The sequence below is a fragment of the Streptococcus nidrosiense genome (assembly GCF_042140045.1).
Lineage (GTDB): Bacteria > Bacillota > Bacilli > Lactobacillales > Streptococcaceae > Streptococcus > Streptococcus nidrosiense.
Map to the genome: position 1 here is coordinate 1,506,378 of NZ_CP152419.1, position 23,235 is coordinate 1,529,612.

At 39.0% G+C, this 23,235-nt stretch carries 13 protein-coding genes; 1 reads left to right on the plus strand and 12 read right to left on the minus strand.

Features of this window, described 5'->3' with window-relative positions:
* Positions 1-34: 34 nt before the first annotated feature.
* The 9 genes from AAFQ93_RS07195 to AAFQ93_RS07235 all read right to left on the minus strand — a co-directional run bounded on the left by AAFQ93_RS07195 (position 35) and on the right by AAFQ93_RS07235 (position 7,715).
* The gene (locus tag AAFQ93_RS07195) at positions 35-871 is read right to left on the minus strand and encodes a PRD domain-containing protein (RefSeq protein WP_375555049.1); all 837 of its coding nucleotides are present in this window, start codon (positions 869-871) and stop codon (positions 35-37) included.
* A 234-nt stretch (positions 872-1,105) separates the two neighbouring features.
* Positions 1,106-2,086: a tagatose-bisphosphate aldolase gene (gene lacD / locus AAFQ93_RS07200; RefSeq protein WP_060955788.1), complete on the minus strand. Its 981-nt coding sequence runs from the start codon at positions 2,084-2,086 to the stop codon at positions 1,106-1,108.
* A gap of 1 nt (position 2,087) precedes the next feature.
* A complete protein-coding gene (locus tag AAFQ93_RS07205; RefSeq protein WP_049526280.1) occupies positions 2,088-3,017 on the minus strand; it encodes a tagatose-6-phosphate kinase in 930 nt (309 codons plus the stop codon).
* 10 nt (positions 3,018-3,027) lie between these two features.
* Positions 3,028-3,543, minus strand: coding sequence for a galactose-6-phosphate isomerase subunit LacB (gene lacB, locus AAFQ93_RS07210; RefSeq protein ID WP_001216925.1), 516 nt, complete (start codon positions 3,541-3,543; stop codon positions 3,028-3,030).
* 148 nt (positions 3,544-3,691) lie between these two features.
* On the minus strand, positions 3,692-4,117 hold the full coding sequence (gene lacA, locus AAFQ93_RS07215; RefSeq protein ID WP_214261866.1) for a galactose-6-phosphate isomerase subunit LacA: 426 nt from the start codon (positions 4,115-4,117) through the stop codon (positions 3,692-3,694).
* 257 nt (positions 4,118-4,374) lie between these two features.
* Entirely contained in the window at positions 4,375-5,268 is an 894-nt protein-coding gene (locus AAFQ93_RS07220; protein WP_375555050.1) for an aldose 1-epimerase family protein, read from the minus strand.
* A gap of 103 nt (positions 5,269-5,371) precedes the next feature.
* Positions 5,372-6,847: a PTS galactitol transporter subunit IIC gene (locus tag AAFQ93_RS07225; protein WP_248034357.1), complete on the minus strand. Its 1,476-nt coding sequence runs from the start codon at positions 6,845-6,847 to the stop codon at positions 5,372-5,374.
* 44 nt (positions 6,848-6,891) lie between these two features.
* Positions 6,892-7,197, minus strand: a complete 306-nt coding sequence (locus AAFQ93_RS07230) for a PTS sugar transporter subunit IIB (RefSeq protein ID WP_000590576.1) — start codon at positions 7,195-7,197, stop codon at positions 6,892-6,894.
* A gap of 41 nt (positions 7,198-7,238) precedes the next feature.
* Positions 7,239-7,715 carry a PTS sugar transporter subunit IIA gene (locus tag AAFQ93_RS07235; protein WP_375555051.1) on the minus strand — a complete coding sequence of 159 codons (477 nt, stop codon included), beginning with the start codon at positions 7,713-7,715 and terminating at the stop codon, positions 7,239-7,241.
* 1,203 nt (positions 7,716-8,918) lie between these two features.
* On the opposite strand from AAFQ93_RS07235, the gene AAFQ93_RS07240 reads away from it, so the two are divergent.
* Positions 8,919-9,497, plus strand: coding sequence for a hypothetical protein (locus AAFQ93_RS07240; RefSeq protein ID WP_375555052.1), 579 nt, complete (start codon positions 8,919-8,921; stop codon positions 9,495-9,497).
* 279 nt (positions 9,498-9,776) lie between these two features.
* Here AAFQ93_RS07240 and AAFQ93_RS07245 read toward each other — a convergent pair whose 3' ends face one another.
* The 3 genes from AAFQ93_RS07245 to lepA all read right to left on the minus strand — a co-directional run bounded on the left by AAFQ93_RS07245 (position 9,777) and on the right by lepA (position 23,178).
* Positions 9,777-20,264 (minus strand): Ig-like domain-containing protein, encoded by a 10,488-nt coding sequence (locus AAFQ93_RS07245; RefSeq protein WP_375555053.1) that lies wholly within the window; start codon positions 20,262-20,264, stop codon positions 9,777-9,779.
* A 356-nt stretch (positions 20,265-20,620) separates the two neighbouring features.
* On the minus strand, positions 20,621-21,229 hold the full coding sequence (locus tag AAFQ93_RS07250; protein ID WP_375555054.1) for a hypothetical protein: 609 nt from the start codon (positions 21,227-21,229) through the stop codon (positions 20,621-20,623).
* A gap of 125 nt (positions 21,230-21,354) precedes the next feature.
* Positions 21,355-23,178, minus strand: coding sequence for a translation elongation factor 4 (gene lepA / locus AAFQ93_RS07255; RefSeq protein ID WP_049510208.1), 1,824 nt, complete (start codon positions 23,176-23,178; stop codon positions 21,355-21,357).
* Between the last annotated feature and the right edge of the window lie 57 nt (positions 23,179-23,235).

Below are 23,235 nucleotides of genomic sequence, written 5' to 3' on the forward strand. Positions count from 1 at the left end.
ATAGAATTCTCCTTATATATTTTTTAGTAAAGCGTTATGACAATAAACGTTGGATGTGTAGAACAAGATAAACTCGTTCACTCTTGTAGAGGTCAAGACCAGTTTCCTGAGCAATGACCTCATAAATTTTGCTACCAATCTCGAATGCTTCTGGATAGATATTCTTTATATGTTCTTCCATATCGAGCAAGGATTGATTATCATCCCGACTACGATCCAGATAATCCAAGAAATAATTTAGATGAATCATAAAGCGGTCGTAGAAATTATTATTTTCAGGTGTTCGCTGGATTTTATAACTCTTCAAAACGCTTTCGACCCTCTTTAAAATTTCCTTTCTTTTATCAATCGACTCAACAACTTCGACTTCACTCTCACCTTCGGCATTGATGAAATGATAAGCGATACGAATGATTTCGTCTTCAGGAAAATTTTCTGTCAGTTTTTGACGATAAATTTCAAAAGCTTCTTGTGCAATTTGAAAAGCGATAGGATATTTTGCAGAAATGTCAGGCAAGTTACTATCCTTATAGCGTCCTTGGCTAATAGCCTGATAAGAACAATAGATATGGTCTGTCAGAGTGACGTATAGATACTCTTGGACAGGATATTGATATTTTTTAGAAAGATTATCAATAATCTCATAAGTGACCGTAATAAAATCAAGCGGTACATCCTTTAGAAGAGCCATAAAGTTTTCTCGCGACTCTTCTGTTTTCATCCGAAAAACTTTTTCAACCTGATCCTCAGAAATCAAATCTCCTTTCTTCTTACCGAACGAAATACCCTTACCAATTACGATCAACTCCTCTCCCTTGCTATTCCGCACGAGAGAAACATTGTTATTCATTGGATTTAATATCCGATACATGGCAACCTCCTTGCCCTATTATTTAAGTTTTGTGAGCATAAAAAATGACCACAAATGAACTCAAAAAATATACATCTGAGTCATCTGTGATCATGCCTAATATTACTTAGTAACACTCACTTTGTATTAACTTGTGATTTAAGTATAGCACAAGATTTTTATTTTGTAAACCTTTACATACAACTTTTTTTAAAAGTTTTTTAGCTAGGTTTTAGGACATAAAAGGGGGGAAATTTAGACACGTTCAGTCCATGAAGTAGCTGTTGTTTGAAGTACTTTATTGAGTTCATCAATGTTTTCAAAACCAGTTGTACGAAGCCATTCGCGAGCTGCTGCTTCACCTTCTTTGATATAAGGTTCAACTGAACCCGCCCAAGTAGCACGACCACAAAGTACGCCGTTGAAACGAGCACCTGAATCATGAGCAAAGACAAGTGTTTCTTGGAATAATTTAGCTGATACACCTGCACTCAAGTAGATGTATGGCAAGTTAGTAGCTTCGTCTTGAGCTTTGAAGAATGCTGCTGCTTCTTCACGGCTGTAAACGACTTCTCCATCACCAAATCCTTCAACATATTTCACGTTTACTGGAACTTCAACTTTCAATACGTCGATGTTGAAACGTGGATCAGAGAATACTTTCATAGCTTCGATAACTTTACGAGGTTTTACTTTCGCATATTCTACAGAACCTGCATCAGCAATCTTTTCATCGTAAGCCAAGATTTCCAAGAAGAAAGGAATATCTTCGGCAACACATTCAGAACCAACACGTTCGATGTAAGCTTGTTTTTGTTGGTTCAATTCATCTGAACTATCTACATCGTAGTAAAGCAAGAATTTAACTGCATCTGCACCTTGTTCTTTGATACGTTTTGCAGACCAAACATCCAAACAGTCAGGCAAACGTTTTGTACTTGAAGTATCATATCCTGTTTTTTCATATGCAAGAAGAAGACCAGCTTCTTTATCCAAAGCTTTTGTTGCAGGAAGTCCGTATTCAGGGTCAAGAAGCATAGATGAAGCGTATTTTGTCAATTCATCCGCTACCAAGACTTTAAGTTCTTCCATTTGAGCTACTGTTGGCTCTTCTGTTTGGTATTGAGCCATAAGGCGTTTCAAAGCACCACGTTGGTCAAAAGCAAGAGCTGAGATGATACCATTCTCATTAGAGAGTTTTTGCATACAAGCGCGTTTATTTTCTGTTAAAACCATTTTATACCTCTTTCACTACTAGTTGGTCATATAGGCCTTGATAGTTTGCCATATTGACATGACCAGTCATTTTTTCTTGAGCATTTAGCATACCAAGGACATTCGCCTTAGTCAGTAATTCTTGATCAGATTCCTTATGGAACAATCCTGAAGCAATACCTGCTACTGTAGAATCACCAGATCCAACTGGGTTTACAACTTGGATTCTTGGAATATCTACTTTATAGAAAGTGTCCCCGTGCTTAGCAAAGGCACCATTAGCACCTAAAGAAACGATGATCCACTCAATTCCTTCAAATAGGGGCTCTTCAAGAACCTCTTTTAATTCATCCAAATCTTTAGAAATTTCTCTTCCTAAAAGTTGAGACAATTCTTCATTATTTGGTTTGATAACTGTTGGCTTATGTGGAGATTCAAGAACCGCCTGAAGTGAAGCTCCTGAACAGTCCAAGACAACAGGTTTACCAGCTTGGTTAGCAAGTTCAACCAGACTAGCATAATAATCCACTGGTAGTCCTGCTGGTAGACTACCTGAAATGGCCACTACCTCTACAGTCTCTAAAAGTTCTTTGAAATGAGCCAAGAAATCTTGACCTTCTTTTTCTTGAACTTCAGGACCTTTTTCTAGGATTTCTGTTTGGTTTTCTCCATGTAGAATTGCGATACAGTTACGAGTTTCACCTTGAATAGAGAAGAAACGTTTGCTTACTTTATCATCAATATTTTCTACTAAAAAATCACCAAGTTTACCACCGACAAGTCCTGTTGCGACTACAGAGTCACCAAATTCTGATAGGACACGAGTAACGTTAAGACCTTTACCACCAGCCGTTTTCGTAACATCTACAACACGGTTGACAGTGTCAATTTTTAATTCATCCAAAGGATAGGAAATATCAATGGATGGGTTCATTGTGACTGTTAAAATCATAAGTCACCTCTTAGTCGTGGTATTCACCGCGATCCCATTTTTCAAGGAACTCTGTAAAGAAGTTGGCATCTGTTTGATGATCGTTATGAGTTTCAACGTGTTGGATTTTAGCGATCAATTTTTTATTTTCTTCAGATGGTTTGTATTCAGCGTTGATGAAAGCTTCAATGATATCGCACATAAGCAATTCACCAGTGATTTTACCACCAAATCCGATAACGTTGGCATTCAATTGTTCTTTAGCGTAAAGAGCTGTTGTCATATCACGAACCAAAGCAGAACGAACACCTGGAACTTTGTTAACAGCGTTATTGATACCTACACCAGTACCACAGATACAGACACCAAGATCAGCTTGGCCACTAACTACTGCTTCACCAACTTTTTTACCAAAGATTGGGTAGTGAGTACGAGCGTGGTCATAAGTACCAAAGTCGATGACTTCATGTCCTTTTGATTTCAAAAATTCTGAAACCGCCATTTTTTCATTAGTTACGATGTGGTCACATCCAATTGCAATTCTCATTAGTTATTCCCTCCGATTAATTATATAAATCTAATATCATTTATCTTTACTCAAGAAAAATCAAGATTAGCTTAGGAAGCGAGCTGCAAGCATAACTGAGGTTAGCTAAAGTGAGCTGACGACAGATTATCTTGATTTTTGAAGAGTATTAGCACATTTTGTTCAACATGTCGACCCTGATTTGGTGACGACCGCCGTCATACTTACCATTTACAAAGCCTTTAGCAATGTTTTTAGCCAATTCGTCACCAACGAGTTGAGCACCCATAGTAATCATACGTGAGTTGTTGTGACCACGAGTCATATAGGCTGAACGTTCGTCAGATACTTCTGCTGCAACCATTCCTTTGATTTTAGTTGCAACCATAAATGGACCTGCACCATAAGCATCAATGACAATACCAAGATTTTGTTCTTCTTTTTTAACTTCTTCAGCAACTGCAAGAGTTACATCAACGAAGTCTTGACCATCAGCTGTAACATCCACAACGTGGAAGTTTTCTTTTTCTAAGAAATCCTTAACGACTTCTTTCAATCTTAAACCTGCAGCATCTGCACCAATAACAATAGACATATTGTATACTCCTTTTTTATAATAGACCAGTAAAAATTTTTTGGTTCTGGAAAGAAAATGACCATCACCAAATAGTTACTAGTAGTTTTTGTTGACTATTTTAGTTTAAGAATGATTCATCTAATCACTCTTAAAAACTTCTCCTAAGAGAAATTGGAAGAATAACTTGTTAAAACAAACACAAATTGTTCTTTCTAAACATAATATACTACTATTGTTTAAAAAAGTCAACAGTTTGTGTTTGTTTTTGTTTATTTTTATAAAATTTCGATATCAAACCCAATTTGATCAATTTGACCTGGATTTAAGATTCGAACATTTTTCTTATCTTCTAGATGATCGCCCTCTTCGAGTGATGTTGATAAACCTGACCAAGGTTCCAGAGCAAGGAAGGGACCTTTATTAAGCGTTGACCAAACGATGAGGTTTGGAAACTCTTTAAAGTCTAGTTTTAATCCCTTATCATGCTTACGTGACCGTAAGGAAACAGAGCGAGAGGCTAACTCATCTAAAGTCACAGCATCATAGCTAAAGAAATCATAGTTTAGATCCAATTCTTTTTGATTTTTTAACCAGCTAATTCTATCTTGAAAATCTAACATCCCTGTTTCTGGGAATGGTTTTGGAACTGTACAAGTTTCAGCTTTTTCAAACTCAAGATAGTAGTCTTCATAAGCTTCATCATCAAATAAAGGACAGTTAAAGCCTGGATGTCCACCAATAAAGTAAGGCATTTTTTTATCTGTTTCCTTATTGGTAACTTGATACTGTGTTCGAATAGTCTTTCCAGTAACAGTATAAGTTATTTCTAGACGAAAATGATAGGGATAATTCTCATACATTTCTTGGTCATCTTCGATCGCAAAGGTGACAGCATTCTCTGTTTGTTCCACTAATTCAAATTCTTTTTTTCGAACCAAACCATGACGTGGAATTTTACCTGTTACTTGACTACCATCTTCTTGATCATACAAGACAGTATCATTTCTAACGGATCCACAGATTGGAAATAAAACAGGTGCTTGTCCACCCCAGTAAGTTGGATCTCCCTGCCACAAATACTCAATTCCATCTTTGTCTTTTATTGAAGAAAGTGCACCACCAAAAGTTTGAAACTGTACACTTAGCTGTTCTGTTTTTAATTCAATCATTAGAATTACCTCCATTTATTTAAGACCTAAAAAAACTAGGCTGTCGACTCCAGATTTGGAAACTGACAACCTAGTTTTTACAATTTACATTTTTAGGAGCGAATTATTTTGCGTTTGCTGCGTATTCTTCATTACGTTTGATCATTTGTTTTCTGTACCATGCAAAGATACCAACGTAGAATACTAGGAATACTAATGCGCCAAGGATAGCTTTGATATCACCAGTTGTAGCATTACCAATTGCCCAACCAAATAGTTTTTCGATTGGTCCTTCAAGAGTTGAGTGAGTAATCAATTGAGTTTGGCTTACACCTTCTGGGAAGGCACCTACACCTTTAGCAAGTTCTGTTGCGAATGGTGCGATAAGTGTACCTGAAAGAAGGAAGAGTGGCAACAAGAGTGTTCCGAAGATAATCATACGGAGCAATTTACCACGAGTAACTACCAAGAGAGCTGGAGTTACACCCATTGCGATGATACCAGCAAGTGGCAAGATACCATTTCCGACATTTGAAAGAAGCACTGCTTCAACCAACATGATTGGTGCAAGTACGTTGGCACAAGCCCAGATTTCAGCACGACCAGCGATAAATGGCCAGTCAAGACCAATGTTGAATTTACGTCCTTGAAGACGTTTAGTAGCAACGTTTGTAATACCTTGTGAAAGTGGTTCTACGGCTGCGATAAACCATGAACCGATCAATGAGAAGAGCTCCAAGCAGACACCGGCAGTCAAACCAAGTGACAACCAACCTTTAATAACAAGTTCCCATTTATCAGCACCTTCAACACCAGGAACTGGATGTGGAGTTCCCATCAAACCGATAACGATACCAAGGATGAAACCGATGAAGAATTTAGATCCCCAGAAACCGATTCGTTTATTCAATTTAGCAGCGTCAAAGTCGTATTTATCAAGACCTGGGAAGAGTTTATCAAAAATCTTATCCAAAACCATGATAACTGGGTTCATCATGTAGTTCATGTGAGTTGAAGTCATTGGTGATGAACTTGGTGCGTTAAGAAGGTCATCAAATGTTGGTTTCATCAAGTCAGAGTTGATGATTTTAAGAACCCCAACAAGAACAACTGCTGCAGTCGCGATGAAGAGTGAAACTCCTTGGCTAACTCCATTGTTGTCAGCGTACCATTTGATCAAAAGACCTGTGATAGACAAGTGCCAGATATCAAAGATATCGACGTCAAGTGTATCAGTTTTCTTCATTGCAAGCATGACAATGTTGACGATCAACATCACAAGCAAGAAGTAAAGTGTCCAAGCTGAACCCCAAGTGATTGTAGCAAGTGGTGCCCAACCAACGTCGGTAATATTCAATTGAATACCAGTGTTTTCAACGAATTTTGCAAGTGATGCTGAGAAAGCACCATTTAACATACCGATGATAGCACCGATACCAGTAAGAGCGATGGCAAGTTTGATACCACCTTCAAGCGCTTTGGAGAATTTCACTCCAAAAAGTAGAGCCAATAGTGTCAAAATGATCAGCATGATGATCGGTCCACCCATTTCCAAGATAGGCTTGAACACCTTATTGGCTAGTTCGATAATGATATCCATAATTTTCCTCCCTTTATTTTTATGGAATATTTACAAATTAATAATTAGCTTAGACCATGTTCTTTGATAGCTGCTTCAATATTGTCATAAACTGGAGCGCTCATAGCTGGAATACGGAACAAGATTGGTCCTGCTTCAACAACTGGAATACCTGGTTCAAAACCTAAATCAGTAGCAGCGATTGGTGTAAAGATATCATAACCTTTAATCAAGTCTTCATTGACATCTTTTACCATTACAGCATCACATTGAACATCGTACCCACGGTTAGAAAGTTCTTCTTCAAGAGCACTTTTAATTTGGTGGCTTGAGTTAACACCTGCACCACAAGCAGCAAGAATTTTAATCATTTGGATTTCCTCCGTTTTTTAGTTTCTATTTATTTTAAAATTTAAGCAGTTGCTTCTGAGATATACTGGTACAGAGCTTCTGGTTCTGTAATCTTAGAAAGCGCCTCTAGATGACCGTTACCTGTAAAGAAGTCCATCAATTGAGCAAGAATGTTTGTTTGACTTGAACTTGAATTATTGATGATAAAGAAAAGTAATGATACTTCTACTTTCTTGTCAGGTGCAATCATATTGTGGAATGTTACTGGTTTTGGTAAGCGAACCACAACAACATTTTCAGTTAAATTATGAATCGTATCTGTGTGAGGGATTGCTACGTTTGGCAAGTCCTTCCCTAGAAATTCCATATCTAAACCGGTTGGGAACATTTTTTCACGTTCAATCAAGGCCGATCGATAGGTATCCGTAACAACTTTCTTTTCTTCCAATAGGGTTGCAACTTGATCAAATAGTTGCTCTTGATTATCTGCTTCTAGACAAAAAACTAAGTCTTTGCTGAAGAAATGATCTAATCCCATGACCTTCTCCCTTCATATTTAACTTTTATGATACAAGTATAACACTATATGAAACCGTTGTCAATATTTTTTTGTTGTATTTTGTTTGATTTTTATTTTTTTTGTTTACGAATTAAACATTTAATGATTTCAAACATATTTTTATAATTTTCTTAATAAGTGAAACTCTTGATATCAAAACTCATAAGATTTAACGAAGAATTATTAAATCCTTCTAAAAATTAAACTAGTTTATAAATCAAAATAGGCGAGCATAACCAGTACTAATCTTATTGTAAGTAGAATAGCAATAAAGGAGACAGCTAAAATAATCAGGTTCTTAAGGATGTCTAAGATAAAATTTTGCAACTTCATCTTTTGTGCTACCTCAACTGAATTTTCATAATTTCTTGTTACTCTGTCTATGTCTCTCGTAATTCCTCACGGAATAAATGGTACTAAAATCATTCTGACAACCTAATGAAAACGTCATCATTAGCTATTCTTTTAGGGGATGGTATACTTAAGAGTTAACGTGATTGCATGTCTTATAATCAGTTAACTTTAAAAAAATTTTCTCTATTCCAGTCTATATGATCTTTTTTCAAAAGAAACTTTTTTACGCCAGCTAACAGAACGTTGTGATTTAGCTTTATTTACGATACGATGAGTTAAAAAATTATAGTTCTGACTGTGAATGCGATGATAATGTTAAAACATCACTAGTTAAAAGATAACTCTACATTATCTGATGTGGATGTGTTTGTGCAATCCTTTTCTAATGTGCTTTTAAAAATTTCCTTGGTCTAGCTTCCATTGAACCTTCTTCATTAACTAAATTCCATAAACTTCGAATCAAAGCTGAAGAGTTAATTGAGTCATCACTAAAAATAGAAAAATCTATCTTGAACACGACTTGATTGAAAGTAAAATTCTCATTATGGGTGCGACTCATGCTAAAACTTATTAAAATCATAAGAAATTCTGCGCAAATGCACAAAATCTTGCGGAAAACAATTTCTTGGAAGATATCAAGGAAGAATTAACAACATTATTTGTGGTTTCACAAAAATTAAATTTGCTTAAAGAAGCATGGAGGATATCTATAACACTTATAAACCTCTGTTAAAAATGAAGCTTACTTAAATAGCTCCTTTTATGGCTCTAAAGAGCATCTTACAATAATAGACGATCGTATGATCACAGTCTGTGTCGTGATAACTGATGAAAAATTTTAATCCTATTGTAGAAAAAATTTATCATAAAACCAAGGATAATGACCTAATTGTTTTAGGGGATAGAGTCTATTCTGGGAGATATAGAATTCAATTTACCAAGAAGAAACATATGACTTTAGTCGCTAAGCTACATCTAGCTTTTTTAATGCCTTTAATCGCAAAGAAGATTTTTTATTTAATAAAAATGCAGGTCCTCTTTGTTTGTACAGAAAGAAATATGGCACTTAAGAAAGCTAAGGTAGGAAGAAAATGGATAGATTTATTACTCAGGAAACCCACTATTTTGATATTAAGCATTGTCAAATCTGCTTTTCAAAAAGAGGATAAATCTAAAATCTATTCTATTACCCTTAAGGGTTACGAACATCTTTTCAGAAGATATTGTATTTTAAAGGAAAAACTAAATAGCGCTACAAGAGAGAGGCTAGAAATCCGGAAATGTAATACCGACATGTTATTGATACACCTGGATCATTTGGTCTTTTTTTACATAAAATTGCAAGAAGCAATGACTATATTCGTGATTACTATGAAAAGGATTATAGCTTTACTAAATCAAAAATAAGTAAACAAAAGGAGGAATCTATCTCATATTTGGGTAGATTCCTCCTTTTTCATTCAGATTGTAGAAATTACTTTTCTGCTACATCCCACTCTAACTAAATCTTCTATCTCAACCATAGTTAACAAAGAACCTTAAAAACCACGCAGTGATTCTTTAATCTTGATTGTTCTCAAGTCTGGAATCTCTGTGTGGTTTTATGACGAGCTAGTCTTTTCTCTTAGCCTTTTCTAGCAAATTGCAGGATTCATATTCTTAAATTTACTTTATTTGAGTATTTTATTACTCTTCTTCCTCGCGTTTTTTAGCGATGAGAAGTCCTCCTGTCGCTGCTGTAAGAAGTGCTAGAGCAAGTGAAGCGCTAGATTGTTTTGTACCAGTGTTTGGTAATTCTTTCGCTCCTGCTTTCTTAGCTGGTGCTTGAGCAGGTGAATCTTGGTTAGCAGCTGTAACAGCTTTTTCTGCTGGAATGACTGCTACTGATCCATCCGCAAAGGTTACAACTACTGATCCATCATTGTTAACTTTGATATCTTTCGCAGTTGAGTTAGCTTTCTTAACTTCTTCTGCTACTTTAGCTTTTTCGGCGTCTGTCAAGTTGCTTGGATCTGTAACTGCTGTTACTAATGGATTCTTAACTCCATCTGATTCCTTAGCTTTATCAGCTGATTTCTTAACAGTCTTATCTGATGGGATAACCGCTGTGCTACCATCTTTAAAGGTTACAACTACTGAACCATCATTGTTCACCTTAATATCTGTCGCAGTTGGGTTAGCTTTCTTAACTTCGTCTGCTACTTTAGCTTTTTCGGCGTCTGTCAAGTTGCTTGGATTTACAACAGGAGTTACTGATGGATTCTTAACGCCATCTGATTCCTTAGCTTTATCAGCTGATTTCTTAACAGTCTTATCTGATGGGATAACCGCTGTGCTGCCATCTTTAAAGGTTACAATTACTGATCCGTCTTTGTTTACCTTGATATCTTTTGCAGTTGGGTTAGCTTTCTTAACTTCGTCCGCTACTTTTGCTTTTTCGGCGTCTGTCAAGTTGCTTGGATCTGTAACTGCTGTTACTGATGGATTCTTAACTCCATCTGATTCCTTAGCTTTATCAGCTGATTTCTTAACAGTCTTATCTGATGGGATAACCGCTGTGCTGCCATCTTTAAAGGTTACAACTACTGATCCGTCTTTGTTTACCTTGATATCTTTTGCAGTTGGGTTAGCTTTCTTAACTTCTTCTGCTACTTTTGCTTTTTCGGCATCTGTAAGAGCTGATGGGTTCGCTACTGGGGTCACAGCTGGGGTCTTAACGCCATTTGAATCAGCTTCTTTCACTGTTTGCGCTGGTGTCAAGGTTGCTTTTGAACCATCTGGGAAGATTACTGTTGCTGTGCCATCTTCACCAACTTTAACATCTGTTGCTGTTGGGTTAGCCTTCTTAACTTCTTCAGCTACTTTTGCTTTTTCGGCATCTGTAAGGGCTGATGGGTTCGCTACTGGAGTTACAGCTGGGGTCTTAACGCCATTCGAGTCAGCTTCTTTCACTGTCTGTGCTGGTGTCAAGTTTGCTGTTGATCCATCTGGGAAGGTTACGGTTGTTGTGCCATCTTCACCAACTTTAACATCTGTTGCTGTTGGGTTAGCTTTCTTAACTTCGTCCGCTACTTTTGCTTTTTCGGCATCTGTAAGAGCTAATGGGTTCGCTACTGGGGTTACAACTGGAATCTTAATGACTTTATCATCTGACTTCTTAACAGTCTTATCTGATGGAATAACCGCTGTTGTACCATCTGGATATGTAACTGTTGCCGTACCATCTTCACCAACTTTAACATCTGTTGCTGTTGGGTTAGCTTTCTTAACTTCGTCCGCTACTTTTGCTTTTTCGGCATCTGTAAGGGCTGATGGATTAACGACTGGAGTTACAGCTGGATCTTTAATGACTTTATCAGCAGATTTCTTAACAGTCTTATCTGGAGAGATAACCGCTGTTGTACCATCTGGATATGTAACTGTTGCCGTACCATCTTCACCAACTTTAACATCTGTTACGGTTGGATTAGCTTTCTTAACTTCTTCAGCTACCTTAGCTTTTTCAGAATCTGTAAGAGCTGATGGATTTACAACTGGGGTTACAGCTGGACTATTAACGCCATTTGAGTCAGCTTCTTTTACTGTCTTCTCTGGAGTTAAGGTTGCTGTTGTACCATCTGAATATGTAACTGTTGTTATGCCGTCTTCACCAACTTTAACATCTGTTACGGTTGGGTTAGCTTTCTTAACTTCTTCTGCTACCTTAGCTTTTTCGGCATCAGTCAAATTGCTTGGATTTGTAACCGGTGTTACAGCTGGATCCTTAATTTCTTTATCAACTGATCTCTTAACAGTTTTATTTGATGGGAGAACAGCTGTTGTACCACCTGGATATGTAACTGTTGTTGTGCCGTCTTCACCAACTTTAACATCTGTTACTGTTGGGTTAGCTTTTTTAACTTCGTCGGCTACTTTAGCTTTTTCCGCATCAGTCAAGTTGCTTGGATCTGTAACTGGGGTTACAGCTGGATCCTTAAGCTCTTTATCAGCTTCTTTTACTGTCTGTGCTGGTGTCAAACTTGCTGTTGAACCGTCTGGGAAGGTTACGGTTGCTGTACCATCTTCACCAACTTTAACATCTGTTGCTGTTGGGTTAGCTTTCTTAACTTCGTCCGCTACTTTTGCTTTTTCGGCATCTGTAAGGGCTGATGGGTTCACGACTGGAGTTACAGCTGGAGTTGCTGCTGTGGCTTGAACTGGATCACTTGCGTCTGATGTTTGACCATCTTTCGTTGCTTTAACAGTTACTGGGCCTGCTGGAATATCAACTGTTGGTGTAATAGTTGCTTTACCAGTGTTATCAGCTGTAGCTTCACCAATCTTGTGGCCATCTTTATCGTAGAGGGCTACTGTAGATCCTGGTTCTGCTGTCACTTCAACTGGTGTCTTAGTGCCGGCTTTACCTGTGAGATCTGTATCGACAACTGGTTTGCTTGGTTTCGCTGGAGTTGCTGCTGTGGCTTGAACTGGATCACTTGCTTCTGGTGTTTGACCATCCTTGGTTGCTACAACTGTCACATTACCTTCAGGAATGTCGACTGTTGGAGTAATAGTTGCTTTACCATTTTCATCAGCTGTGGCTTCACCAATCTTGTTACCGTCTTTATCATACATCTCAACCTTAGATCCTGGTTCCGCTGTAACTTCAACTGGTGTCTTAGTGCCGGCTTTGCCTGTGAGGTCTGTTGTAATTTCTGGTTGAGTTGGTGTTGTTGGAGTTGCTGCTGTGGCTTGAACTGGATCACTTGCGTCTGATGTTTGACCATCTTTCGTTGCTTTAGCAGTCACATTTCCTTCTGGAATATCTACAGTTGGTATGATGATTGCTTTACCATTTGCTCCTGTTGCTGCTTCACCAATCTTCTTACCATCTTTGTCGAACAATTCTACCTTAGTGCCTAGTTCTGCTGTTACTTCAACTGGAGTCTTAGTACCTGCTTTGCCTGTAAGGTCTGTATCGACAACTGGTTTGCTTGGTTTCGCTGGAGTTGCTGCTGTGGCTTGAACTGGATCACTTGCGTCTGATGTTTGACCATCTTTCGTTGCTTTAACAGTTACTGGGCCTGCTGGAATATCAACTGTTGGTGTAATAGTTGCTTTACCAGTGTTATCAGCTGTAGCTTCACCAATCTTGTGGCCATCTTTATCGTAGAGGGCTACTGTAGATCCTGGTTCTGCTGTCACTTCAACTGGTGTCTTAGTGCCGGCTTTACCTGTAAGATCAGTATCGACAACTGGTTTGCTTGGTTTCGCTGGAGTTGCTGCTGTGGCTTGAACTGGATCACTTGCGTCTGATGTTTGACCATCTTTCGTTGCTTTAACAGTTACTGGGCCTGCTGGAATATCAACTGTTGGTGTAATAGTTGCTTTACCAGTGTTATCAGCTGTAGCTTCACCAATCTTGTGGCCATCTTTATCGTAGAGGGCTACTGTAGATCCTGGTTCTGCTGTCACTTCAACTGGTGTCTTAGTGCCGGCTTTACCTGTGAGATCTGTATCGACAACTGGTTTGCTTGGTTTCGCTGGAGTTGCTGCTGTGGCTTGAACTGGATCACTTGCTTCTGGTGTTTGACCATCCTTGGTTGCTACAACTGTCACATTACCTTCAGGAATGTCGACTGTTGGAGTAATAGTTGCTTTACCATTTTCATCAGCTGTGGCTTCACCAATCTTGTTACCGTCTTTATCATACATCTCAACCTTAGATCCTGGTTCCGCTATAACTTCAACTGGTGTCTTAGTGCCGGCTTTGCCTGTGAGGTCTGTTGTAATTTCTGGTTGAGTTGGTGTTGTTGGAGTTGCTGCTGTGGCTTGAACTGGATCACTTGCGTCTGATGTTTGACCATCTTTCGTTGCTTTAGCAGTCACATTTCCTTCTGGAATATCTACAGTTGGTATGATGATTGCTTTACCATTTGCTCCTGTTGCTGCTTCACCAATCTTCTTACCATCTTTGTCGAACAATTCTACCTTAGTGCCTAGTTCTGCTGTTACTTCAACTGGAGTCTTAGTACCTGCTTTGCCTGTAAGGTCTGTATCGACAACTGGTTTGCTTGGTTTCGCTGGAGTTTCTGGATTTTTAGCAACTGTTGCTGGAACTGGATCACTTGCTTCTGGTGTTTGACCATCCTTGGTTGCTACAACTGTCACATTACCTTCAGGAATGTCGACTGTTGGAGTAATAGTTGCTTTACCATTTTCATCAGCTGTGGCTTCACCAATCTTGTTACCGTCTTTATCATACATCTCAACCTTAGATCCTGGTTCCGCTGTCACTTCAACTGGTGTCTTAGTGCCCGCTTTGCCTGTGAGGTCTGTTGTAATTTCTGGTTGAGTTGGTTTCGCTGGAGTTGCTGCTGTGGCTTGAACTGGATCACTTGCGTCTGATGTTTGACCATCTTTCGTTGCTTTAACAGTTACTGGGCCTGCTGGAATATCAACTGTTGGGGTAATAGTTGCTTTACCAGTGTTATCAGCTGTAGCTTCACCAATCTTGTGGCCATCTTTATCGTAGAGGGCTACTGTAGATCCTGGTTCTGCTGTCACTTCAACTGGTGTCTTAGTGCCGGCTTTACCTGTAAGATCAGTATCGACAACTGGTTTGCTTGGTTTCGCTGGAGTTGCTGCTGTGGCTTGAACTGGATCACTTGCGTCTGATGTTTGACCATCTTTCGTTGCTTTAACAGTTACTGGGCCTGCTGGAATATCAACTGTTGGGGTAATAGTTGCTTTACCAGTGTTATCAGCTGTAGCTTCACCAATCTTGTGGCCATCTTTATCGTAGAGGGCTACTGTAGATCCTGGTTCTGCTGTCACTTCAACTGGTGTCTTAGTGCCGGCTTTACCTGTAAGATCAGTATCGACAACTGGTTTGCTTGGTTTCGCTGGAGTTGCTGCTGTGGCTTGAACTGGATCACTTGCGTCTGATGTTTGACCATCTTTCGTTGCTTTAACAGTTACTGGGCCTGCTGGAATATCAACTGTTGGTGTAATAGTTGCTTTACCAGTGTTATCAGCTGTAGCTTCACCAATCTTGTGGCCATCTTTATCGTAGAGGGCTACTGTAGATCCTGGTTCTGCTGTCACTTCAACTGGTGTCTTAGTGCCGGCTTTACCTGTAAGATCAGTATCGACAACTGGTTTGCTTGGTTTCGCTGGAGTTGCTGCTGTGGCTTGAACTGGATCACTTGCGTCTGATGTTTGACCATCTTTCGTTGCTTTAACAGTTACTGGGCCTGCTGGAATATCAACTGTTGGGGTAATAGTTGCTTTACCAGTGTTATCAGCTGTAGCTTCACCAATCTTGTGGCCATCTTTATCGTAGAGGGCTACTGTAGATCCTGGTTCTGCTGTCACTTCAACTGGTGTCTTAGTGCCGGCTTTACCTGTGAGATCTGTATCGACAACTGGTTTGCTTGGTTTCGCTGGAGCTTTAGTTACAAAATCTAATAATGGTTTTGTATCTTTAGAACCATCTTTATAGGTTACAACAAGATTGTTTCCTTCTTTTTCGACTGATTGAATCTTACCATTTTTATCAACTGGAGAATCTTTTGAGATGTTCGCATCGTCATTGTTCTTGTTGTACTCAAGTTGTAATTTTTCTTTGATTTTATCAAACTCAGCATCTGTTACGTTATCTGGATTAGCTACCTCAACTTTATCAGCTGGAGCTGGAGTTGCAATATCGTACTTATCTGTTTGTGATTTAACGATGAATTGAACATATCCTGGTGTCTGAGTTGCATTCGGATTTACATCTAATGCATTAAAATCTGTATTTGATGGTGCATTATCATTATCGTTAGCAACAACAAAACTTGTCCAACGGTTTGGAGCTGTAAGATTTGTAACTCCTGTCATCTTAATAGTAGCTGTAGCACCCGATACAGTACCATCACCATGAGTGACTGCTGAATTCTCTATTTTCCCTGTTGTGAAACCGTAAGTGGCGGTATTATCATTTTTAAATTTACCAGGACCACGTACATACATATCTTTAACAGCAGTATTGTCTGATGCTTTAAATGTTAGATCAGTGTTTTCACCTGTATAAACATAGATTTGTTTCTTATCTTGATTTGAGTATGGAAGTTCTACTGTTGGAGCTACGTTTACGAATTCTGATAATGGTTTTTTATCTTGAGAACCATCTGTGTAGGTTACTACAAGATTTCCATCAGCATCTTTTGTGACTGATTGAATCTTAGCATCTTTATCAGCTACAGCTGTACCTTTTTTGTCTGCCAAGTTCGCATCATCGTTGTTTTGAGAGTACTCAAGTTGTACTTTCTCTTTGATTTTAGCTAGCTCAGCTTCGGTTACGTTAGCTGGATCTGCTACAGTAACTTTTTCACTTGGTGTTGCAATATCATATTTTTGATTTTGTGGTTTAAGCACAACACGGAATGCACCTGGGTCAGTTGCAGTTGAGCCACCTGTGGCTTTATTTTCAATAAGGGCACCATCTGTATCAGTTGCAGTCGCATAACGCCAGCCTAAAACCAAACCAGCTGGATTTTCTCCCTTAGTTGCTGCAGTTAGTCTGTCTTGTGTCAAACCATCTGTCGCTGCTGGTGTACCTCTATAAGTAATGACTGCTGGTGCATCTGCTGTTGCTGGTGTTTCACTAGAGATAACATTTGCTTTAAATCCATATTGGGTATTGATGGTATCTGCTTCGCCAGCAACAGAGCCAAAGTCTTTGTTACCGCCTTGTTTTACAGTAGCACTTGCAATTTTTCCGCTATCATCTTTGAACTTGATATCAAATGAGTTTTCTTCCCCACCGTATACATAAACTTCTTTAGTATCTTTATTAGAGTAAGGAATCTCTACTGTTGGAGCTACATTTACAAATTCTGATAATGGTTTTTTATCTATAGAGCCATCTGTATAAGTTACTACAAGATTTCCATCCGCATCTTTTGTGACTGATTGAATCTTATTAGTTTTATCAGCTGTTGTCCCTTTTTTGTCTGCTAAGTTCGCATCATCGTTGTTTTGAGAGTACTCAAGTTGGACTTTTTCTTTGATTTTAGCTAGCTCAGCTTCGGTCACGTTAGCTGGATCTGCTACAGTAACTTTTTCGGTCGGAGTTGCAATATCATATTTTTGGTTTTGTGGCTTAAGCACAACACGGAATGCACCTGGGTCAGTTGCAGTTGAGCCACCTGTGGCTATATTCTCAATCAGTGCACCATCTGTATCAGTTGCAGTCGCATAACGCCAGCCTAAAACCAAACCAGCTGGATTTTCTCCCTTAGTTGCCGCAGTTAGTCTGTCTTGTGTCAAGCCATCTGTCGCTGCTGGAGTACCTCTATAAGTAATGACTGCTGGTGCATCTGCTGTTGCTGGTGTTTCAGTAGAGATAACATTTGCTTTAAATCCATATTGAGTGTTGATGGTATCTGCTTCGCCAGCAACAGAACCAAAGTCTTTGTTACCGCCTTGTTTTACAGTAGCACTTGCAATTTTTCCGCTATCATCTTTGAATTTGATATCGAATGAGTTTTCTTCCCCACCGTATACATAAACTTCTTTAGTATCTTTGTTTGAGTAAGGAATCTCTACTGTTGGTGCTACTAGCGCTGCTGGAGCTGTTGCTGTTGCTGGATCACTTGCTACTGATGTGTTGCCTGCTGCATCTGTTGCTTTCGCTGTTACATTACCTGCTGGAATGTCGACTGTTGGAGTAATAGTTACTTTACCATTTTCACCTGCAGTCGCCTCACCAATCTTGTTGTTGTCTTTATCGTAAAGAGCCACCGTTGAACCTTTTTCCGCAGTTACTTCAACTGGTGTCTTAGTTCCAGCTTTTCCTGTAAGATCTGTATTGACAACTGGTTTGGCTGGAGCTTCTGTATCTGCTGCTGGTGTAACTAAGTATGCAGCTGCAATCTTATCTGTTGATTTATCAGCATAAGTAATGACAAGGTTTCCTTTTTCGTCAACATTATATGTTGCACTTGATGGCAAAGAGGTATTTGCAGCCTTAGCAGCAGCAATAATCTTTGTTTTCTCTGCTTCACTTACATTATTTACATCAGCAACCTCTACTTTTGCACCTGCAACTGGTTCATACTTCTTAGCTGACTCAAGAACAGTAACTTTAAGATCACGTGTTACAGTTACGTTTTTCTTACTTGTAACTGCAAATCTCACAACAGTATCACCTGCTGGTTGTGTCTCTGCAACAGTACCTTGGTAAGAAGCATTACGCTGTCTATAGGTCTTTGAACCAGCTGTCGTCAAGTAAGCACCTAAAGGAAGTACACCTGAGATAGCAGTAGGATTTTGAGGAACCCAGAAGTGTTCAATCGCTGTAGCCGCAGCAATAACATCAACGTTAACTTTGTCACCCGGGTAGACTATGATGTGTGATGCACTAACGAGAAGTTGAGTGTTATCACTACCTCTTGAAAGACCACCACCTTTACCAGTCACTGGTGTTTTTGTAACCGTAATCGGTGCACTCTTAGCTGACTCTGTTCCACCTGCTGGTGTTGAAGTAGCTGTAACTTCTCCCTCAGGAAGGCTGTTTGTTGGAGTGATTGTTGCTACACCTTGGTCGTTAGCTACAGCTTCACCGATCACAACGCCATCTTTATTGTAAAGTTTTACAGTTGAACCTGCTGGAGCATTAACTGTAACGGTTGCTGGTGTACTTGCCTTACCTGCTAAATTATTAACAATTTCAGGTGCTTCTGTCACTTCAAAAGTGATTGTCACTTCTTGTGGAGCTTGGTTGTAGTGTGCTGGGTAAGTTACAACTACTGTTTTTGTATACGTACCTGGAGTTGTAGCAGTAGGTGCTTGACCGTCTTTCCATGCAAATGTTGTTGCACCACGATAGTTATTTGGAAATTCTGGAGTTCCAGCTTTATTGGTTACATAAGTAGCTGGATCAGCATCAAAACTTCCACCAACTTTAGCAGTGTACTTTTCTTTGACTGCAACTGCTTGGAATTTTGAACTTTCATTATCAATGAAGTTATCTGTGTAACCAGTCATGATATTTGTTCTTCCACCAATAACTCCTGTTCCTTGCATACCTGCAACATAGTCAAGTGGCTTAGATTTATCTAGGATTGGTGTGTCATAGGTAATCGTCCACATAACATTACGAATTGCATTATTATCCGCTGTCAGTGTATACAAAGCTTGTGAACGTTCTGCTGTTTGAGCCGCTACCGCTGCTTCATTTCCTTTAATTGCTGGATTTTTTGTATCTTTGTAAAGGGTAGTCAAACGCTTCGTCATTTCAGCGCCAGTATAGGAATCCATTCTACCATTTTGACCCATCAAGTATGATCCATCATTATCTTTCCAGTAATTACGTGTATTGACTACTTTTCCGTTTTTATCTGTTTGAACAACTTTCCAGTTTGTTGGTGCGCCAACAGAATCTTTAGGAATCGTAAAGTAAACATAACCACTAGCGGAATTTGCTTTTCGACCAGGATTATCAAGAACAGTCCAATGGATAACATTATTAGCCTTATCTACTTCGTAGCTAATCTGTACGTAATCTTGAACATTTTCTTTATTAGAATAATCAAGATTTTGTGCACCATCTGACGTACGTGTTGCTGTTGCTCGCGCTGCACGATTAGTACGTGGTTTCGCTACTTGAGAACCATCTTTAATAGTTTGAGCTGCTGTCAAGTTTGCTCTTGATCCATCGGCAAAAGTCACAACTGCTGATCCGTCTGCTTGGACTTGAACATCAGTCGCTGTAGGGTTTACCGCCTTAACAGCTGCTACAACTTTTGCTTTTTCTTCATCAGTAAGTGCTGATGGATCATAAACAACCGTCACTTCTGGCGCTTGGATGCTGTCTGCTTCCTTAGCTTTTTCAACCGCAACTACTGGTTCTTCTTTAGAATTTTGAGTAGTTGCGGCTGGTTTTTCAGCTTTTGCTTCAGCCACTGCTGCTGGAGCTACTTCTACAGCTGGTGCAGCATAAGTTGGGTTCTCTTCGGTTGCAACCGGCTTAGTCCCCTCTGTTGTAGAGCTAGTTTCTGGCTTAGCTTCTACTGTATCTGCTTTAACTGATGGAGCCACCAAAGCTGCCCCAACCGCAAAAACAAGCGAACAACCGAAAAGGAAATGTTTTCCTTTTTTGATCATACGCCAATTCTTTTGTTCTGCATTTTTACGATTAAAATACATAAATTGTCTCCTTTTTTAATAAAAGCAAATCCAAATGCAGTATTGTTTCTCTACATTGATAGTAGATAGTAATCTGTCTATAAATTCTTAGATCAAAATATCATAGTGCTTAGTCTATGTTACAAGACTTAAATACCGCTAATCATATTGCAACTTAGGAACTCGTTCGACTACTTTAAAACTATCTACTACGATTTTCAGAAGTTTAAAATTTATGACAAAGTTTTTATTGATAATATGACAAATAGTTACAATAGCAAAATTATAGCCCTGCCCCTTTTGAAAATAAGGAACAAGGCTGTTGCTTAATCTTTTATGATCTACTTTTGATAGGAATAACTCCTGTTTTCACGATGTTAACTCTTTTTATTGGTCCAACTTTCTTCAACCATTGGAAGGAGATTTTTTAATACCTCTGGAACACCTTCAAGAGAAACATATCTAAACTTACCATCATCAGATTTAAATACCCAGATAATTAAATATTTACCATTCTTAGCAATACAGTTTACTACGTAGGCCTCACAGCCACCGATAGTTGATTTTGACCCCCATACCTTGGAGAAATCTTGACTTTTCTGTTTGGATTCATATATGCTAGTTGAAATTTGAACAGTTTCTAGCGCTGCATATTCGCTTTCACTAATACCAAACTGTTCTGGTTTAAAAGTATTGAGAGTTACAATGTTGACATCCGTTCCATCACAGTACTGAATGTCATCTCCACCTTCAATTTCTTTGAAATGAACCCATGATTTAGGAATTTTCACATATCCATAATCATCAGATCCAACTATTTGCGTTTCTTCCGTCTGTTTTTGCGATGAACTAGGCTCTTGACTTGAAACTTCTTGAACACTAGAAGATGCTTCTGTCTTTACTTCATTTGTCTTTTCTGAATGACTACAAGCAATTAGACTAAGACTGCAAAGTAAAAGTGTAGATAAAGTTATTATTTTTTTCATGATAACTCTCCTTTCCCTTCTATTTTAAAGCAAGAAGAGAAAAGTGTCAAAAAATTACTGTATTTTGAAAATTTACAAAATACAGTAATTGATTTCTTATACTAGATGCCATTCTCACCTATCAACTATTCTTCATCCATGCTCAAGACACTGAGGAAAGCTTCCTGAGGCACTTCTACAGAACCGATGGCTTTCATACGTTTCTTACCAGCTTTTTGTTTTTCGAGAAGCTTACGTTTACGTGAAACGTCACCACCATAACACTTGGCAAGAACGTTCTTACGAAGGGCTTTAATATCTGTACGCGCGACAATCTTGTGCCCTATAGCTGCCTGGATTGGAACTTCAAACTGTTGACGAGGAATGATTTTCTTAAGCTTATCAACAATGAGTTTCCCACGTTCGTAGGCAAAGTCTTTGTGAACGATAAAGCTGAGAGCATCCACCTTATCACCATTAAGAAGGATATCCATTTTAACCAACTTAGATGGACGATACTCTGACAATTCATAGTCAAAGCTTGCATAACCGCGTGTTGAAGATTTGAGCTTATCAAAGAAGTCAAAGACAATCTCAGCTAGTGGGATTTGATAGATAACATTGACACGATTGTCATCAATATAATCCATCGTCACAAAGTCACCACGTTTGCGCTGTGCTAGCTCCATAACTGCTCCAACGAATTCCTGCGGTACCATGATTTGTGCTTTAACATATGGTTCTTCAATGGTCGCAATCTTTGTAGGATCTGGGAACTCGGATGGATTAGACACATCCATAGACTCCCCATCAGTCTGATTAACCTTGTAGATAACAGATGGTGCAGTCATAATAAGGTCGATGTTAAACTCACGTTCCAAACGTTCCTGAATAACATCCATATGAAGAAGTCCAAGGAAACCACAACGGAAACCAAATCCAAGAGCCTGGGATGTTTCTGGTTCAAACTGCAAGCTAGCATCATTTAGTTGCAATTTTTCAAGAGCTTCACGAAGGTCGTTGTATTTATTTGACTCGATTGGATAGAGACCTGCGAAAACCATCGGATTCATCTGCTTGTATCCTGAAAGTGGTTCAGTCGCTGGATTTGTCGCCAAGGTTACTGTATCACCGACACGTGTGTCCTGAACAGTTTTGATAGATGCTGCAATATAACCAACATCACCTGTCGCAAGGAAATCACGTCCTACAGCTTTAGGCGTGAAAATTCCGACTTCAGTAACATCGAAGGTCTTACCATTGCTCATGAGCTGAATCTTATCACCAGGTTTGACTACTCCATCCATGACACGAACTTGGAGGATAACTCCACGATAGGCATCGTATACTGAGTCGAAAATCAAGGCTTTCAATGGTGCTGACACGTCACCAGTTGGTGCTGGAACTTTTTCTACGATTTGTTCGAGAATTTCTTCGATACCGATACCCGCCTTGGCTGAAGCCAATACTGCTTCGCTAGCATCTAGACCAATGACATCTTCAATTTCTGTACGCACGCGCTCTGGATCTGCTGCTGGTAGGTCAATCTTATTGATAACTGGAAGGATTTCCAAATCATTATCTAAAGCAAGATAGACGTTTGCCAGAGTTTGAGCCTCAATCCCTTGGGCAGCATCAACGACCAAAATAGCACCTTCACAAGCAGCTAGAGAACGTGAAACTTCATAGGTAAAGTCCACGTGTCCAGGTGTGTCAATCAAATGGAAGATATAAGTCTCACCATCTTTAGCCGTATAATTAAGCTCGATAGCATTAAGCTTGATAGTAATTCCACGCTCACGCTCTAAATCCATACTATCAAGAAGTTGGGCCTGCATTTCACGACTGGAAACTGTCTCTGTCTTTTCCAAAATACGATCTGCTAGTGTTGACTTTCCATGGTCAATATGGGCGATAATAGAGAAGTTACGAATCTTCTCCTGTCGTTTTTTCAATTCTTCTAAGTTCATCATTCTCTTCCTTTCAGGGTATCTATTAATTATAAATTGTTTTTAACATTTTGACAA

Coding starts and splice junctions, on each gene's coding strand:
- AAFQ93_RS07225 (WP_248034357.1), bottom strand. CDS start 6,847: ATGGATATCATTATCGAACTAGCCAATAAGGTGTTCAAGCCTATCTTG.
- AAFQ93_RS07230 (WP_000590576.1), bottom strand. CDS start 7,197: ATGATTAAAATTCTTGCTGCTTGTGGTGCAGGTGTTAACTCAAGCCAC.
- AAFQ93_RS07250 (WP_375555054.1), bottom strand. CDS start 21,229: ATGAAAAAAATAATAACTTTATCTACACTTTTACTTTGCAGTCTTAGT.
- AAFQ93_RS07205 (WP_049526280.1), bottom strand. CDS start 3,017: ATGATTTTAACAGTCACAATGAACCCATCCATTGATATTTCCTATCCT.
- lacA (WP_214261866.1), bottom strand. CDS start 4,117: ATGTCTATTGTTATTGGTGCAGATGCTGCAGGTTTAAGATTGAAAGAA.
- AAFQ93_RS07245 (WP_375555053.1), bottom strand. CDS start 20,264: ATGTATTTTAATCGTAAAAATGCAGAACAAAAGAATTGGCGTATGATC.
- AAFQ93_RS07240 (WP_375555052.1), top strand. CDS start 8,919: ATGAAAAATTTTAATCCTATTGTAGAAAAAATTTATCATAAAACCAAG.
- AAFQ93_RS07235 (WP_375555051.1), bottom strand. CDS start 7,715: ATGGGATTAGATCATTTCTTCAGCAAAGACTTAGTTTTTTGTCTAGAA.
- AAFQ93_RS07195 (WP_375555049.1), bottom strand. CDS start 871: ATGTATCGGATATTAAATCCAATGAATAACAATGTTTCTCTCGTGCGG.
- lacD (WP_060955788.1), bottom strand. CDS start 2,086: ATGGTTTTAACAGAAAATAAACGCGCTTGTATGCAAAAACTCTCTAAT.
- lepA (WP_049510208.1), bottom strand. CDS start 23,178: ATGAACTTAGAAGAATTGAAAAAACGACAGGAGAAGATTCGTAACTTC.
- AAFQ93_RS07220 (WP_375555050.1), bottom strand. CDS start 5,268: ATGATTGAATTAAAAACAGAACAGCTAAGTGTACAGTTTCAAACTTTT.
- lacB (WP_001216925.1), bottom strand. CDS start 3,543: ATGAGAATTGCAATTGGATGTGACCACATCGTAACTAATGAAAAAATG.